This is a genomic window from Kitasatospora sp. NPDC101155 (genome assembly GCF_044768305.1).
GTDB lineage: Bacteria > Actinomycetota > Actinomycetes > Streptomycetales > Streptomycetaceae > Kitasatospora.
Map to the genome: position 1 here is coordinate 215,588 of NZ_JBIWPN010000011.1, position 15,565 is coordinate 231,152.

The window sequence follows — 15,565 nt, forward strand, 5'->3', positions numbered from 1 at the left end:
GACATGAGCGCGGACTACACCGTGGTGTACAACACCGAAGAGCAGTACTCCATTTGGCGTGCGGACACCGAGCCGCCTCTGGGCTGGTCCACCACCGGGTTCACCGGAACCCGCGAGGAATGCCTGGACCGGATCGACGCCGAGTGGACCGACATGCGGCCCCGATCACTGCGGGAACACCTCGCAGCGGCCCAGCAGTAGGTCCGCCGCGACCACCGACCAAGAGCTGAGGAACACACGGAATGGCGAACGTCGACTCCGAACTCGATCCGGCAGCCACTGCCGCCCGGCCGATCAGTGTATGGCGGCAGCGCAACTTTCAGGCCATGTGGTCGGCGCACACCGTCAGCCAGTTCGGGACTCAGATCACGTTCTTCGTCATCCCCGTGCTCGCGCTGACGACCCTTTCCGCGTCGACCGGCCAACTCGGCTTCATCTCGGCGATGGAGACGTTGCCTTTCCTCCTGGTCGGCCTGCCGGCGGGCGCGCTGCTCGACCGGTGGGACCGCAGGCGTGTGATGGTCACGGCGGACATCGGCCGGGCCGTGGCCATCGCTCTGCTGCCCATCGGCTACCTCGTCGGGCTGTTGAACGTGCCCCTGCTCTGCGCGGTCGGATTCGTCATCGGGCTGTTCACGGTGTTCTTCGACATCGCGAACCAGGCGTTCCTGCCGACGGTTGTGGCCCGCGAGCAGACCCCGGACGGCAACAGCCGGCTGGAGTTCTCCCGCTCGACGGCGGAACTGGCAGGCCCTAGCCTTGGTGGCCTCCTGATGCAGGTGGCCACCGCGCCCCTGATCCTCGTGGTCAACTCCGTGAGCTACCTGCTGTCTGCGCTGCTGCTCAACTTCATCCGGATACCCGGGGCGCAGGCACCGGAGCCCCAGGCGAAGACCAGGATGCGCACCCAGATCGCCGAGGGACTGCGGTTCGTCTTCCGTCACCGGACCCTGCGGTCCCTGGCCCTGGCGACTGGTATCAGCAACCTCGTAGGGCTGGGTGGCGCGCTGGGGGCCGTGCTGACCGCTTACGCGCTGCGAGACCTGAATCTGTCGCCGGGAGAGCTCGGGCTGGCCCTGACCGTCGGAAACTGCGGCGCGCTGCTGGGCGCCACGCTCAGCGGCCGCCTCATCAAGCTTGCTGGGCTCGGCCCGGTCCTGATCGTGGCCAAGTCCATGTCGGGAATCGCCGTGATCATCCTCGCGACGGCGGCCCCGGCCCGGGCCGTACCCACCCTGATCGCCACCACCGGCATCATGGCGTGCGGCATCACCGTCTACAACATCGGACAGGTGAGCCTCCGCCAGGCCATCACACCCACCCGAATGCAGGCCCGAATGAACGCCTCCATCCGGTTCGCCATCTGGGGAACTCTCCCGGTCGGCGCCGTGGTCGGCGGCTACCTCGGATCCGTTCTCGGCACACGTCCCATCCTGTGGATGATCGCCGGAATCGGCCTCCTCTCGTGCCTGCCCCTGATCTCGACCAAGGACATCCGGACGCTGCGCGCTTTTCCGTCGCAGCCATCCGACTGACAGACATCAGCACACGTGTCCCTTCTCGGGCACGTGATCGACTCTGTGCCTACAGAGTAGTGAAAGCATTTTGGGGAGAAATGCGCAGGTTTATCCTTTCCAAGAACGAACGCCGAGACCTCATCGGTCTTGTGAACACCCTTGCGGACTCCCAGTCGTCCTGGGACCCGCTGAACGCGGTCGACCGGATGGCCATGGCTGCCGAACTGCTGCCGCTGCGGCTGCGGCAGTTCCTGGCATCCGCGCGCGCCGACGAGTCCGACGTGATAACGATCTCCGGGCTGCCGCTCAGTACCGACATGTCGCCCACCCCAGCCGGTTGGCGTATCGCAGCGGACACCGGGGCCGGCTACTGGGAAGAGGCCCTGCTGATGCTGGTGGCCTGTGGGCTGGCCGACCCGTTCGCGTGGGCCGACCAGCAGAACGGCCGGATTCTGCATGACGTGTGTCCGACCCGGGGTGAGGAGAACTCACTGACCAGCGCCAGCAGTGCGGTGAATCTGTCACTGCACACCGAGGACGTCTTCCACCCTTGTCGAGCCGACTACGTCGCCCTGCTGTGCCTGCGGAACCCGGATGCCGTCGGAACGACGATCGTGCGCACGTCTGAGTTGGACCTGCCGCACCGCGACCTCCTTGTCGGCAACCACTTCAGGTTCTTCCCCGACGACTCGCACACCGACCGGGGCGACGCTGAAGCAGCTACCCGCAAGGCCCAGGTCGGCTCCGTACTCTTCGGCCCCGAAGACCTGCCGTACTTCCGGTTCGACCTCGACTTCATCGCCCCGGCCGATACCGCCGACACACAGACGCGGGCCGCGATCACTGACGTCCAGACACATCTCGAAAAGGCCGTCGAGCGAGTGGTCCTCGAGCCTGGAGACCTCGTGTTTCTGGACAACTACCAGGTCGTGCACGGCCGGGAACCGTTCCAGGCCCGGTTCGACGGCACCGATCGCTGGCTGAAGCGGGTGAACTTGATCCGGGACGTGCGCCGGATCTTCGCCCACACCGGACAACGCAGCCGGGTGATCGCCTGATGGCACGCGCCGGCGCACTCGTCTTCGGCAGCTTCCGTACGTACGTCCCGCGCCCTGAGGCCGACACGGCGCTGTTCTGCTTCCCTCATGCGGGCGGTGCCGCAAGCTTCTTCAGCTCCTGGGCTTCGCTCGCCCCAGCCCAGGTCGCGGTCCACGCAGCCCAGTACCCAGGTCGGGAGGACCGCTTCGGTGAACCGCCCGCCACCGGCATCTCGGAGTTGGCCGACGCAATGGCCGTCGATCTCCTTGCCGTCAGGGAGCGCCGGGTGATCCTCTTCGGACACAGTCTGGGCGCGCTCCTGGCGTACGAGGTGGCTTGCCGCTTGGAGGAGAGCGGTGCGCCCGCAAGCCGCCTCGTGGTCTCGGGCATGGGCGCGCCACATCACGTCTCCGGCACGTTCTCGCGTCTCGAGGATCTGCCTTCGGCGATGGCCGAACTGCGCAGACTGGGCGGTACCGACAGCGAAGTACTGGACGCGCCAGGCCTCCTGGAGTTCCTGGCACCCGTATTCAAGGCCGATTCTGACCTTGCCGCGGAGTACCGCCATACGCAAGGGAAGAAGCTCACTGCGACTCCCGTGGATGTATACCTCGGCGACCGCGACCCTGACCTCGGGCCGGCCCAGGCCGAGCAATGGGCTGAGCTTGCGGCCCACACAGCGATAACAGCGTTCCCTGGCGACCACTTCTATCTCACGCCGCAGCGGACCGAAGTTCTCGCTTCCGTCCTTCGTCCACAAGTCGCCTGAGGTTCACCCAGATCGACCGCTACACGGTGTGGCGGCTGCGCGGACTCATGATGACGAAACGAGGCCGCAACCTGCGAGCGGGACAGCTCGACCGATGGACGGAAGAGTGGTTCAACGGACACGGCCTGCACCGTCTACGTGGCACGATCCGCTGTCCGACGACCGCGTAACCCAGCCAAGAAGATAACCGGTAAGCCGTGTGCGGGAAAACCGCACGCACGGAGTGAAAGGGGACGGAGGAACCGGGCCGACAGGGCACCGCGCCTCCAACTACCAATGACCCCCACCCAGCGCGGCCTGGCGGCCGCCTCCACAGTCCTGTCTGTCCTGCTGATCACCGGTACGCTGGCACCTGAGGCGATGGCCGCGGCGCCCCCCACCGCGTCCGGGACTGCGTTCCCGGTAGACGGCCCGGCCGCCCGACCGAGTGGTGCGCCCCTCGCCGAACGGCCTTTACCGGACGCCCGCGCCGCGCGGGCGCTGTCCGCCGCGAGCTCGCCGCCCACTGATGTGGCAGTCGTGCCGGGCGAGTTCGAACCGGTAGGGAAGACCCTGATCGCCTGGGCGCTCAACGACCAGGACTCCGCGGATCGGAAGGCGTACTTCGTCAACCTGATACGGGCCGCCTCCGCGAACTCCCGTACTGTGGTGGTTGGCGACCACCCGGGCGCGGTCGACGACGCCCGCACTGCACTGGCCGATGCGGGCGTGGACACGTCGGAGATCGACTTCGTGGACAGCAGTCTCAACTCCTGGTGGATACGCGACTACGGCCCGATCGCGGCCCGCACCACCGACGGCGGCACGCGTTTCATCTCCACCAGGTACCACTCCGACCGTCCGCAAGACGACGCCTTCGCCACCAGTCTGGGCGCCTTGTGGAACGTGCCGGTGACACGAGCCGACCTCGGAACCGAAGGGGGCAACTTCCTGTCCGACGGGGCCGGCGGCTGCCTCGTCACCAACGCGATCCTCAGCAACCCGTACAACGTCACGAACCACGTGACGGCGGAGGACGTGCAGACCATGTTCCGCTCGCTGTACGGCTGCAAGGTGACGACGTTCCTCGAACCCATCAAGGGCGAAGTCACCGGCCACGTCGACATGTTCGCGGCCTTCACGAGCAACAACGACGTCCTCGTCGGCGCCTACAGCCCGAGCGACGACCCGGACAACGCCGCGGTCCTCGACGACGACGCCGCCCGGCTCACCGCGGCCGGCTACCAGGTGCACCGGGTCCCGATGCCCGCGCACAACGACGGCGTGTTCCGCTCCTACACCAACTCCCTTGCGGTGAACGGAGCGGTCCTCGTGCCGATCTACACCGACGACACCACGTACGAGGAGACGGCACTCGACGCTTACCGTGCCGCCTTCCCCGACCGGCAGATCGTGACGATCGACGCCACGGCGATCATCAAGACCCGCGGTGCGGTCCACTGCACCACCATGACCATCGCCGACCACTGACCTGGGCAGCGCCGCTGTGGGCAGTTCCGTGGAACTGCCCACGGCGGCGCTCGCCTTTCGGCTGCGGCCGGCCAGCGGCCCGGGACCGGACCGGCTCAGAACCCCCGGGACCCGGGCTGTTGATCTCTCTTGAGCACAGTGCCCGATCAGCCGCCCTGCAGATTCTCGGCTGCATCACGTCCACGGAGTCTCGGATCACACGACCTACGTCGAACTTCCGGCACACTCCGTCTGCTGCACTCGTGCTTCGAGTTCGGCGGGCAGGTACCAGCCCTCGATTCTCGGTGTCATGTAGAGGCGGGCCTTGAGGCCGAGGAGAAGTTGGCGGCGGTGTTCCTGGTCGGCTTGGGTCCAGGCGTCGGCGAAGGTCTGGCCGGTCTCCACCTCGACCCAGACGGTCGTTACCGACGCACCCCTATTGATGTGGGCCTGATCTCCATACCATCTCGCCATGGAGCTCGAACTCCGGCACCTCCGGATCATCTGCAGCATCGCGGACAGCGGCAGTCTGACGCGGGCCGCCGCGTCGTTGCGGCTGACCCAGCCCGGCCTCAGTGCCCAGTTGACGCGGATCGAGCGGATGCTCGGTGGTGAGCTGTTCACCCGCGCGCAGTCGGGTGTCGTCCCGACCGCGTTCGGGGAGGTGGTCCTCAGCCGGGCACGGGCGGTGCTGCCGACCGTCGACGAGTTGCTGGAGGTATCCGCTCTCGCCGCTCAGAACGGCTGTTCGCCGCACCGTTTCCGGCTCGGCTCCGTCAACGCTCCCCTGCTCGGCGGGTTGATCACGGCGATCAGGTTGCATCATCCGGAGGCTGAGATCAGTTCGCGGGGCCAGGGATGCCCCGTCCCGCTCGTCGACGACATCGCGGGCGGCCGTCTCGAAGCGGCTGTGGTGGGCGACAGCCCCGGCTACGAGCTGGCGATCCCCCCAGGAGTTGCCGTCGAGCCCATCGCCACCGAACCGCTCTTCGTGGCACTGCCCGCAGCCCATCCGCTGGCGACGCTGGAGGAGGTCGGACTGGAGGACCTCGAGGACGAGGACTGGGCTGCTCCTCGTCCGGACAACGACCGAATCCGGGAGTACTGGTCCAGGACCCTGCTCGTCCTGGGCCATCGCATGCGCGTCGTCCACGAGGCGGAAGGTCGGCTCCTCCTGGACATCGTCCGCAACGGCCACGCGGTGAGCTTCTGCCAGGCCACGTTCGAGGAGATGCCCGGCATCGCCGTACGCCCGATCGCCGGGAATCCGCTCTGGTACCGGCATTTGCTCGCCTGGCACGAGGAGGGGCCGCTGGAACCGTTGGGCCCCTCGCTCGTGCAGAACGTCATCGAGGCGTACCAGGCGGCGTGCGCCCGCAGCACGGTCTACCAGGGCTGGCTCGAACGCACCGGGGCGCCGCACCGCCCGTTGATCAGAAACGTCCCGGTGCTACGCGGTCACCACTTGTAGGTCCAGACCGTGTCGGTGGACGCGTCGGAGGCGTTCACGTAGATCCGGATGCGGGCGGTGTCGTCCTGGAACCACTGGCCGGGTTGCCAGGTCTGCATGTCCATCGTGGTGCAGTTCCCGGTGGGTGCGGCGGCGTTGGGGTTGGTGACCAGCTGGATCGGCCCGTTGCCGGTGGTGACGGAGGTGTCGACCTTGTAGATGAGGACGCCAGTGGCGCAGGCGTTGGCGTCGTTGTAGGCGGCCTTGCGGGACTCGGCGACGTAGGCGGTGGTGGGGCTGGTCTTGATCACCGCCAGCCGGTAGCCGTTGCCACCGTACTCCAGCCCGGTCAGGGTGGTGGTGTACGTGTTCGCCGTGTCCAGGCAGGACACCTGGTTGTCGGTGATCCAGCCGAACTTCCAGGCCTCCCAGCCGAAGTACAGCGGGGCCGGGCCGGAGATCCTGCCCATGAGGTCCCAGCCGCCGACGTACTGGTTCAGGTCGCCGCCGAAGGCGTACAGGTCGGGCAGGCCGAAGGTGTGGCTGGTCTCGTGGTCGGCGACCTTGTAGCCCCAGGTCCACATGTCCTGGCCGAAGGTCACCGCCCAGTGGATCAGCACCCAGCTGCTGGTGTGCGCGTTCCAGACCCAGGTCGGGCTGGCCGGGTCCTGGATGAAGGTCGGGGAGTGCCCGATCGCGGTCGCGGTGGCGGTCGGCACGACGTAGAACATGTCGTACTGGGAGAGGTCAACTCCGGCGTTGGCCGCAGCGGCGAGCGCGCCCTGCACGTAGACCTGGTGTGTGGTCCAGGAGAAGCCGCGCTCCCAGTTGTAGTCGGTGGAGTTCTTCGGCATGTGGACCCAGTTGGCGTACGGGACCTGGATGTCCAGCGTGGTCTGGCCGTAGGAGGCGTTCTGCATCCAGTCCGTGGCCCCCTTCAGCGTGTCGTAGTACGACGTGAGGGGCAGGGCGGTGCCGACGGCGTCGGGGAAGTCCACGTAGATCAGGCCGATGCGCTTGGTGCCGATCGGGTTCTGGAACCGGGTGTAGTCGGTCTGCTGACCCTCGTCGGTGTACCCGGTCGTGCCTTGCAGAGCACACGCGGAGGCGCTGCCGTTGTACGCGTGGGCGGCCTGGGCGGGGACAACCACCAGGGCGAGTAGCGCGGACAGGACGAGGATGAGCGCCGCCGGCAGCGAGCGCCGGGGTCTGACTGAGGGATCCATGGAAGCCTCCGTAGAGATCGGTCCGGGTTGTGAACGCGGCCGGCTGCGCCCTCGCGGGCGGTCGACTGGGTGTCCTGAGCGGTCCCACGTACGTCGATGACTGCCGCCGTACGGGAATCGCGTGCAGGTTATCGTCCGGATCGGTCGGTGGCTTCGGTAGCTCCCGGCCAGGGATTACGCCTGGCCAGGAGCGTTCGCCTCGGCGGAGGGAAGCTGCCGCCGAGGGTCGCCCTGCAGCTTCACGACGCGAGCTGATTGGTGGTCACATCAGTTCTACCGCTTCGTGATCCTGACGGTGTCCGAGAGCGGGCCTCGGCGCAGCACGTCGATCCCGACCCCCGTGGTGGGGTCGCTGAAGGACTGGCCGGACTGATAGGCGGCCATGTCGAGGGCGGTACAGCCGGTCGGCGAGGTGGCGTCCGGGTTGCCGTTGACCACCTGGACGGGTCCGTAGCCGGTCTGGGTGGAGGTGTCGACCTTGTAAATGAGCACACCGGTGGAACAGGCGTCGGCGTCCCCGGCCATGGCCCGGCGGGATTCGGCGACGTACGCCGTGCTCTCGCCGGTGCGGATCACGGCGATCTTGGTCCCGCCGGGGCGCTCGACGGCCTTCAGGTGGACGGTGCGGGTGCCGGCGGCGGGCAGGCAGGCGACCTGACGGTCGTCGATCCAGCCGAACTTCCAGCGCTCCCAGCCGATGTGCTGCGGGGCCGGGCCGGCGATGTTGCCCATCAGGTCCCAGCCGCCGACGTAGCGGTGGTAGTCGGCGCCGGTGAAGCCGTAGATGTCGGGCAGGCCGAAGGTGTGCGAGGTCTCGTGGTCGGCGACCTTGTAGCCCCAGTGGTACATGTCCTGGCCGAAGGTGACCGCCCACTTGATCCGTTTGCCGTTCGCGGTGATCCCGGCGGTGGTCGGGTCGTAGAGGTAGGTGGGCGAGAAGCTGATCGCCGAGGCGGACTTGGTCGGGACGATGTAGAGCATGTCGTACTTCGAGAAGTCCGCGTACGGTTCGGCGGCCTCGACGGCCTGCTTCACGTACGCCTCGTGCGTCTCGAAGGTGATGCCGCGCTGGAAGCCGTAGGAGGATGACGCCTGCGGCATGTGGATCCAGCGCTTCAGCGGGTCGATGTCCAGCCGGGCCCGGCCGTAGGAGTCCTGCTTCATCCAGTCGGCGGCCGGGGCGAGTTGGTCGTAGTAGTCGTCCAGCGTGCCGGTGGCCGGGGCATCGGGGAAGTCCACGAAGAGCATCAGCACGTGCTTGGTGCCCAGCGGTTGCTGGAACTGGGTGTAGTCGGTGTTGTGACCCTCGTCGGTCCAGCCGGTCTTTCCAGCCAGGGCGCAAGCGGCGGCGGAGCGGCCGTTGTCGTCGTTGGCGACGGCCGGTGCGGCCACGATCAGCGGGAGGGTCACGGCCAGGGCGGCGGTGAGCGAGCGCGGTCTCATCGTTCTCCTTCGAAGTGGTGGGTCAGCTGCGGCCGGAGGACAGGTCCATCAGGCGGGCGAGGACGCGCTCGCCGGATGCGGTGATCCCGTCGTGCTCCCACTCGTTGGTGACCCAGACGCGGAGGGAGCCGACCGCGCGGGCGGTGCGCAGCGACAGGCCGGCGTCGACGTACATGTCGTCGTGGTAGACGGCGGCGGCCACTGGCACCCGGTTGGCGGCGAGCCGCGCCGGGTCGTACAGGCCGGGCCAGTCGGTGCGGTCGGCGAGCAGGTGGACGGCCTCGGCGAACGGGCGGAGTGCGGCGATCTCCTCGAACATCCAGGGGTAGAACATCTCGCCGGTGAACAGCAGCGGGTCGGCGTCCTCGGCGAACTCGGAGTGGTCGGCGAGGGCCCGGGCCGCGGCCCAGCCGGTGGCGGCGCCCGGGCGGCCGTAGATCGACTCCTGGAGGACGGCGAAGAGCGGGTTGTCCGTGAAGCCGGTCAGGTTCGCCACCTGTTGCAGGAAGGTGGCCGAGGGCTCGCCGTCCGGGTCGATGGCCTCGTCGAAGAGCCAGTGCAGGCGTTCGAAGCCGTCGCCCATGCCGAGGGCCAGCCCCAGGGCGCGCAGCCGCCGGACCGTCAGCCGGTCGCCGTCTGGAAGGTGGACGGCCCGGCGGTCGAGCAGGTCGGCGATCCGGCGGACCAGTCGGCGGTCCTCGGGGTAACGGGTGTAGTAGGCAGCCACCTTGTCCCGCACGCGGGGGTAGGTGGCGGCGTAGACGTCTTCGGCGGCGGCGTCGAGGCCGGGCAGGCCGCCGGTGACGTAGCAGGCACGCAGGCCTTCGGGGGCGAAGGACAGGTAGCTGAGGGTGACGAAGCCCCCGTAGCTCTGGCCGAGGGTCTCCCAGGTTTCGCCGTCGCACAGCTGGCGTCTGATCAGTTCGGCGTCGGCGACGATCGAGTCGGCGCGGAACCGGGCCAGGTGGTCGGCCAGTTCATGGGCGGAGCCGAAGCGGGTGGCGGTCCGTGCGGTCACGGGTGTGCTTCGGCCTGTGCCGCGCTGGTCGAGCAGCAGCACCCGGTGCGTTTTCAGGGCGTGGCCGAGCCAACCTGCGGTGGCGTTCAGTGGGCGCGGGGACTTCCCGCCGGGGCCGCCCTGGAGATACAGCAGCCAGGGCAGCCGGTCGGCGCCGGCCTTCGCCGGATCGCACAGCTCTCGGGCGAACACCTCGATCGTCGCGCCGGCCGGGTCGGCGTGGTCGAGCGGCACGGTGAAGACGCGGTCGGTCACCGCGAGTCCTGGCAGGCGGTAGCTGGACTGGCTCACGGCGTCCTCTCGGGGTAGTGGCAGGCGACCTGCTGTCCGAGGGCGATCATCCGCAGCTGCGGGCGTTCGGCGGCGCAGAGTTCGTCGGCCTTGGGGCAGCGGGTGCGGAACCGGCAGCCGCTGGGCGGGTCGAGCGGGCTGGGCAGGTCGCCGTGGAGCACGATCCGCTCCCGGGAAGCCTCCAGGTCCGGGTCGGGTAGCGGCACGGCGGACAGCAGGGCGTGGGTGTACGGGTGCACGGGGTGGGCGAACAGGGTGTCGCGGTCGGCGGTTTCGACGACCGAGCCGAGGTACATCACGGCGATCCGGGTGCTGATCTGACGGACGGCGCCGAGATCGTGGGCGATGAACAGGTAGCTCAGCCCGTACTCGTCCTGCAGGTCCTTGAGCAGGTTGAGGACCTGCGCCTGGACGGAGACATCGAGTGCCGAGACCGGCTCGTCGCACACCACCAGCTTCGGGCGCAGGGCCAACGCCCGGGCGATGCCTATGCGTTGGGCCTGCCCGCCGGAGAACTCGTGGGGATGGCGGTCGGCGTGCTCCGGCCGAAGGCCGACCCGTGCCAGCAACTCCTCGGCCGGCGGGTCGGGTTCCAGACCCTGGTAGCGGTAGGGGCCGGCGAGGATCTGACGGACGGTGTGCCGGGGGTTGAGTGAGGAGAAGGGGTCCTGGAAGACCATCTGAAGGTCACGGCGGATCGGGCGCAGGTCCGTCTCGTCCAGCCCTGCGAGATCGCGCCCGGCAAAGTGGATGCTGCCCGAGGTGGGCCGCTCCAAGCGGGTGATCAGTTTGGCGACGGTGGACTTTCCGCAGCCGGATTCGCCGACCAGGCCGAGGGTCTCGCCGGGCCCGACTGTCAGGGAGACTCCGTCGACCGCCGTGACGTGGCCGGCTAGTCGTCGGGTCAGGCCATGGCGCACCGGGAAGCGCTTGACCAGGTTCCATACTTCGAGAAGGCTCATTCTGCAGTTCCCAAGGTCGGCAGCCGGTCCGGCAGGGGTCCGTCGATACGCGGAACGCAGGCCAGCAGGCCGCGGGTGTACTGCTCTTGCGGCCGGTGGAACACGTCCCGTACCGGGCCCCGCTCGACCGCGCGCCCCTGGTGCATCACCACGACCTGGTCGGCCAGTCCGGCGACCACGCCCATGTCGTGGGTGATCAGCATGATGGCCGTGCCGGCCTCCTCACGTAGCTCGCGCAGCAGTTGGAGGATCTGCGCCTGCACGGTGACGTCGAGCGCGGTGGTCGGCTCGTCGGCGATCAGCACGTCGGGTTCCAGGCACAGTGCCATCGCGATCATCACCCGCTGCCGCATCCCGCCGGAGAACTCGTGCGGGTAGCAGCGGGCGCGCCGTTCCGGCTCCGGGATGCCGACCCGGTCCAGCATCCGCACCGCGATCCGGTGCGCCTGTCTGCGTCCGACGCGGTGGTGCGCCCGGTATGCCTCGGCGATCTGGAAAGCGACCGAGTAGTACGGGTTGAGGCAGGACAGTGGGTCCTGGAAGATCATCGCGATCCGGTCGCCGCGCAGTCGGCGCAGCGAGCGCTGGTCGAGCGCGGTCAGTTCCCGCCCGTCGAAGCGGATCTCGCCGCTGACCCGGGCGTCGCGCAGCAGGCCGAGGACGGCGAGGCTGGTGACCGACTTGCCGCTGCCGGACTCGCCGACCACGCCGAGCACTTGGCCGGCGTCCAGGTCGAGGTCGAGCCCGTCCACGGCACGGACGCCGGAGCGGAACTCCACGGCCAGGTCACGTACCGTCAGCAGGGTCATCCGACGGCCCTCACTCTCGGGTCGAGGACGGCGTAGACGAGGTCCACCAGCAGGTTGGCGAGCACCACGAAGGAGGCCGCGAACAGCGTCACCCCGAGGATCACCGGCTGGTCGGCGGAGGTGATCGCGTCGGCCGCGAGCTTGCCGACGCCCGGCAGGCCGAACACCGACTCGGTGATCAGCGCGCCACCGAGCAGCGCGCCGAGGTCCATGCCGAAGATGGTCACGATCGGCATCAGGGCGGGCCTCAGCGCGTGCCGACGCACGACGGTGGTCTCGGGCAGGCCCTTGGCCCGTGCGGTGCGCACGTAGTTCTGGCCGAGGCTCTCCAGCATCTCGCTGCGGGTGACCCTGGCGTAGATCCCGGCGTACAGCATGGCCAGGGTGATCCAGGGCATCACCATCGACTGCGCCCAGCCGATCGGATCGGCGGTGATCGGCACGACCTGCGGGTACGGCAGCAGCGTGAGCTGCACCACCAGCAGGTACTGCAGCACCAGGGCGGTGAAGTAGATCGGCAGCGATACCCCGCCGAGAGCGGCCGTCATCGCGGCCCGGTCCCACAGGCTGCCACGCCGCAGGGCCGAGACCGCGCCGGCACCGACACCCACGGCGAGCCACAACACCGCGGCACCGATGGCGATCGAGAAGCTGACCGGCAGCCGGCTGGTGAGCATCTGCCACACCGGCTGGTTCGTCTGGAAGCTGAAACCCAGGCACGGGAACGGGCAGTTGACGGCCTGCGCTCCGGTGCCGTAGGTCCGCCCCGAGACGATGCCGGTCAGGTAGTCGCGGAACTGGGTGAGCGGGGAGTGGTTCAGCCCGAGGGTGGTGCGGATCTCGGCGATCCGCTCCGGGCTGCACGCCTTGCCGCAGGCGCCCTGCGCCGGGTCGGCCGGCATCAGGTAGAAGATGGCGAAGGTGGCGGCGCAGATCACCAGCAGGATGGCCGCCGTAACGGCCAGTCTGCGCAGCAGGTAGAGGATCATCGTCGCTGGCTCCGGGGGTCGAGCGCGTCGCGGACCGCATCGCCGAGCACGTTGAAGGCGAGCACGGTGACGAACAGGAAGGCGCCGGGGATCAGGAAGTAGGCGGGGTCCGCCGCGTACCAGGGCACGGCGGTGGCGATCATCTGGCCCCAGGACGGGGTGGGAGCCTGGACACCCACGCCGAGGAAGGACAGGCCGGCCTCGCTGGCGATGTAGCCGGGGATCGACATCGTGGCCACCACCAGGACCGGTCCGGTCAGGTTGGGCAGTACCTCGCGCAGCAGCAGCGCCCGCCGGGAGGCGCCGAGCACCCGGGCGGCCGCGACGAACTCGCCGCGGGCGAGCACCATCGCCTGTCCGCGCACGATCCGGCCGACGTACGGCCAGCCGAAGAAGCCGAGGACCACGACCAGGAGCAGCCGTCTGTCCTTGCCGGGCGCCGCCGAGATGAGCGCGATCATGAAGATGAGGCTGGGGAAGGACAGCAGCAGGTCCATCGTGCGCCCGATCACGGTGTCGACCCAGCCGCCGAAGAACCCGGCGACCAGGCCCAGCGCCGTTCCCAGCACCACCGACAGCACGGTGGCGAGCACGGCGATCAGCAGCGACACCTGCGCGCCGTACACCACCCGGGCGAGCACGTCCCGGCCGTTGACCGGCTCCACGCCAAGCCAGTGCCGGGCGCTGATCCCACCCGCCGCGCCGCGCGGCAGGCCGCCTAGCGCCGGGTCCACCGCGTCCCCGTGGAAGGCGGTCGGCGAGTTCCCGGCGATCCAGGTGATCAGCGGCGCGGCGACCGCGACTAGGACCAGCCCGGCCACCACGGCCAGCGCGAGGACCGCCGAGCGCTGGGCCAACAGTCGTCGGATCACGGTCACTTGCGCAGTCCCAGGGAGACCAGGTCGAGCCGGCCGACGTAGGCGATGTGCCCGTACGCTCCGGTGACGTTCGGGCCGACGAGGATCGGTGCCTTGTCCCAGAGGAACGGCACCACCGGAGCGTCCTGCGTGATCTGCTGGGCGAGCTGCCCGTACGCCGCCTGGGCCACTGCCGGGTCGCCCATCGCGGCGATCCTGTCGATCTGCGCGTCGACGGCCGGGGAGTCGTACTGCGAGTAGTTGTTGTTGCCCTGGCTGGTGATCAGACGGCCATCGAACACGATCGGCAGGTACGTCGAGGCGCCCGGCCAGTCCGGGGACCAACCGGCGATCACCAGGTCGTGCTCCTGGTCGGTGTTGCCGACCGTGCTGTAGAAGGCGGAGGAGCTGATCTCGTTGATCTTCACGGTGATGCCGGCCCGGCTGAGCGAGGCTTGCACCGCCTCGGCCTGCGCCTTGCCTGCGGCCGAGGCGGGGGCGTCGAGGGTCAGGGTGAGGCCGGAGGCGTGGCCCGCCTCGGCGAGCAGTGCCTTGGCCTTGTCCGGATCGCCCTTGCCGTCCTTGCTCGGATAGGGGTCCTCGGCCTGGTAGCCGAGGGATGGCGGCAGCAGGCTGGTCGCCAGGTCACCGGCGATCGGACCGCCGCGGGTGGTGCGCAGCGCGTCCTTGTCCAGCGCATACGCGATGGCCTGGCGCACCCGGACGTCGTCGAGCGGCTTGTGCTTGGTGTTGATGCTCAGGTAACGGGTGTTGATCGAGTCGCCGGTGACCAGCCGGCTTTTCAACTGCGGATCGTTCAGCACCCGCCCGACCGAGGCGGGGCCGATCGGCTCCAGCGAGACCGCATTCGCGTCCTCTCCCTGGCCGGCGATCAGCCGCTGGTCGACCACCGCCGTGTCAAGGCCCAGGTCGATGACGACCTTGTCGGGCAGGGCTTTGCGGATGGTGTCGGTAGCCGGGTCCCAGTTGGTGTTGCGGACCAGGGCGAGCTGCTTCTTGGGGTCGAAGCCGTCGATCTTGTACGGGCCGGAGGAGAACGGCCGGGAGTCGTAGTTGACACCGGTGTCCTTGTCCCGCGGCACCGGGGCGAACATCGGCAGCGACACCGCCGAGCCGAAGTCGGCCACCGGGCGGTTGAGATGGAAGACGACGGTGCTGGTGTCCGGGGTCTCGATCGAGGCCAGCCCGGCGGAGTTCTTGTAGGGCCCCTTGTACGACTCGCCGCCGGCCAGCCACATCCGGGCGTACGGCGGGCCCTCCGGCAGCTCGGCCGCGAAGGTCCGCTCCACTCCGTACTTGACGTCCTCACTGATGATCGGGCGGCCGTCCTCGAACTTCACCCCCGGCTTGAGGGTGAAGGTCCAGGTCTTCGCGTCGTCGCTGGGCCGACCGGTGTCGGTGGCCAGGTCCGGCACGACCTTCCCGCCCGCCTGGCCTGGCGCGGCGGCGAAGGTGGTCAGCGTGCGGTAGATCAACCGGCTCACGTCCTGCGAGGACGTGACGTAGTTGCGCGCAGGGTCGAGGTGCTCCAGATCGAGGGTGGACAGCACGTGCAGCGTGCCGCCCTTCACCGCTGCCGCGTCCGTCCCGGTAGCGCCGCCGCCACCGCCCGTACAACCGGCAGCCGACAGCAACCCCAGGGCCGCGCCGAGGGCCAGCCCGACTCTTCGTTGTCTCACGTCTCCTCCATGCATGATGTGACATTTCATGCGTGGGAGAAGAGTGG

The 15,565-nt window shown here is 68.8% G+C and carries 15 protein-coding genes; 6 read left to right on the forward strand and 9 right to left on the reverse strand.

The features are described 5' to 3' along the window. Positions 1–3 precede the first annotated feature (3 nt). The 5 genes from ACIRYZ_RS19140 (at position 4) to ACIRYZ_RS19160 (ending at position 4,794) form a co-directional block, all read left to right on the forward strand. On the forward strand, positions 4–201 hold the full coding sequence (locus tag ACIRYZ_RS19140; protein ID WP_402945618.1) for an MbtH family protein: 198 nt from the start codon (positions 4–6) through the stop codon (positions 199–201). 41 nt (positions 202–242) lie between these two features. Next, a complete protein-coding gene (locus tag ACIRYZ_RS19145) occupies positions 243–1,535 on the forward strand; it encodes an MFS transporter (RefSeq protein WP_402945621.1) in 1,293 nt (430 codons plus the stop codon). An 80-nt stretch (positions 1,536–1,615) separates the two neighbouring features. Then, positions 1,616–2,575, forward strand: a complete 960-nt coding sequence (locus ACIRYZ_RS19150) for a TauD/TfdA family dioxygenase (RefSeq protein WP_402945624.1) — start codon at positions 1,616–1,618, stop codon at positions 2,573–2,575. Beyond that, complete coding sequence (locus tag ACIRYZ_RS19155; protein WP_402945625.1) at positions 2,575–3,324, forward strand: thioesterase II family protein; 750 nt, start codon at positions 2,575–2,577, stop codon at positions 3,322–3,324. The genes ACIRYZ_RS19150 and ACIRYZ_RS19155 overlap by 1 nt, the downstream gene beginning before the upstream one ends. A gap of 276 nt (positions 3,325–3,600) precedes the next feature. After that, positions 3,601–4,794, forward strand: coding sequence for an agmatine deiminase family protein (locus ACIRYZ_RS19160; RefSeq protein WP_402945627.1), 1,194 nt, complete (start codon positions 3,601–3,603; stop codon positions 4,792–4,794). 204 nt (positions 4,795–4,998) lie between these two features. Here the strand turns inward: ACIRYZ_RS19160 and ACIRYZ_RS19165 are convergent, their stop codons facing one another. Next, positions 4,999–5,178, reverse strand: a complete 180-nt coding sequence (locus ACIRYZ_RS19165) for a hypothetical protein (RefSeq protein ID WP_402945630.1) — start codon at positions 5,176–5,178, stop codon at positions 4,999–5,001. 67 nt (positions 5,179–5,245) lie between these two features. Here ACIRYZ_RS19165 and ACIRYZ_RS19170 point away from each other — a divergent pair, with 67 nt between their 5' ends. Next, the gene (locus ACIRYZ_RS19170) at positions 5,246–6,244 is read left to right on the forward strand and encodes a LysR substrate-binding domain-containing protein (protein ID WP_402945633.1); all 999 of its coding nucleotides are present in this window, start codon (positions 5,246–5,248) and stop codon (positions 6,242–6,244) included. Here the strand turns inward: ACIRYZ_RS19170 and ACIRYZ_RS19175 are convergent. From ACIRYZ_RS19175 to ACIRYZ_RS19210, 8 genes are all read right to left on the reverse strand, one after another. Beyond that, positions 6,232–7,449: a M6 family metalloprotease domain-containing protein gene (locus tag ACIRYZ_RS19175; protein WP_402945635.1), complete on the reverse strand. Its 1,218-nt coding sequence runs from the start codon at positions 7,447–7,449 to the stop codon at positions 6,232–6,234. The genes ACIRYZ_RS19170 and ACIRYZ_RS19175 overlap by 13 nt on opposite strands. 273 nt (positions 7,450–7,722) lie before the next feature. Next, on the reverse strand, positions 7,723–8,892 hold the full coding sequence (locus ACIRYZ_RS19180) for a M6 family metalloprotease domain-containing protein (RefSeq protein ID WP_402945637.1): 1,170 nt from the start codon (positions 8,890–8,892) through the stop codon (positions 7,723–7,725). 22 nt (positions 8,893–8,914) lie between these two features. After that, positions 8,915–10,201 carry an alpha/beta fold hydrolase gene (locus ACIRYZ_RS19185; RefSeq protein ID WP_402945639.1) on the reverse strand — a complete coding sequence of 429 codons (1,287 nt, stop codon included), beginning with the start codon at positions 10,199–10,201 and terminating at the stop codon, positions 8,915–8,917. Then, positions 10,198–11,163 (reverse strand): ABC transporter ATP-binding protein, encoded by a 966-nt coding sequence (locus ACIRYZ_RS19190; protein ID WP_402945642.1) that lies wholly within the window; start codon positions 11,161–11,163, stop codon positions 10,198–10,200. The genes ACIRYZ_RS19185 and ACIRYZ_RS19190 overlap by 4 nt, the downstream gene beginning before the upstream one ends. Further along, positions 11,160–11,972 carry an ABC transporter ATP-binding protein gene (locus ACIRYZ_RS19195; RefSeq protein WP_402945644.1) on the reverse strand — a complete coding sequence of 271 codons (813 nt, stop codon included), beginning with the start codon at positions 11,970–11,972 and terminating at the stop codon, positions 11,160–11,162. Before ACIRYZ_RS19195 ends, ACIRYZ_RS19190 begins: the two co-directional genes overlap by 4 nt. Beyond that, positions 11,969–12,961: an ABC transporter permease gene (locus tag ACIRYZ_RS19200; protein WP_402945647.1), complete on the reverse strand. Its 993-nt coding sequence runs from the start codon at positions 12,959–12,961 to the stop codon at positions 11,969–11,971. The genes ACIRYZ_RS19195 and ACIRYZ_RS19200 overlap by 4 nt, the downstream gene beginning before the upstream one ends. Then, on the reverse strand, positions 12,958–13,839 hold the full coding sequence (locus ACIRYZ_RS19205) for an ABC transporter permease (RefSeq protein ID WP_402945650.1): 882 nt from the start codon (positions 13,837–13,839) through the stop codon (positions 12,958–12,960). Before ACIRYZ_RS19205 ends, ACIRYZ_RS19200 begins: the two co-directional genes overlap by 4 nt. After that, complete coding sequence (locus tag ACIRYZ_RS19210) at positions 13,836–15,518, reverse strand: ABC transporter substrate-binding protein (protein ID WP_402945653.1); 1,683 nt, start codon at positions 15,516–15,518, stop codon at positions 13,836–13,838. The genes ACIRYZ_RS19205 and ACIRYZ_RS19210 overlap by 4 nt, the downstream gene beginning before the upstream one ends. Positions 15,519–15,565 lie beyond the last annotated feature (47 nt).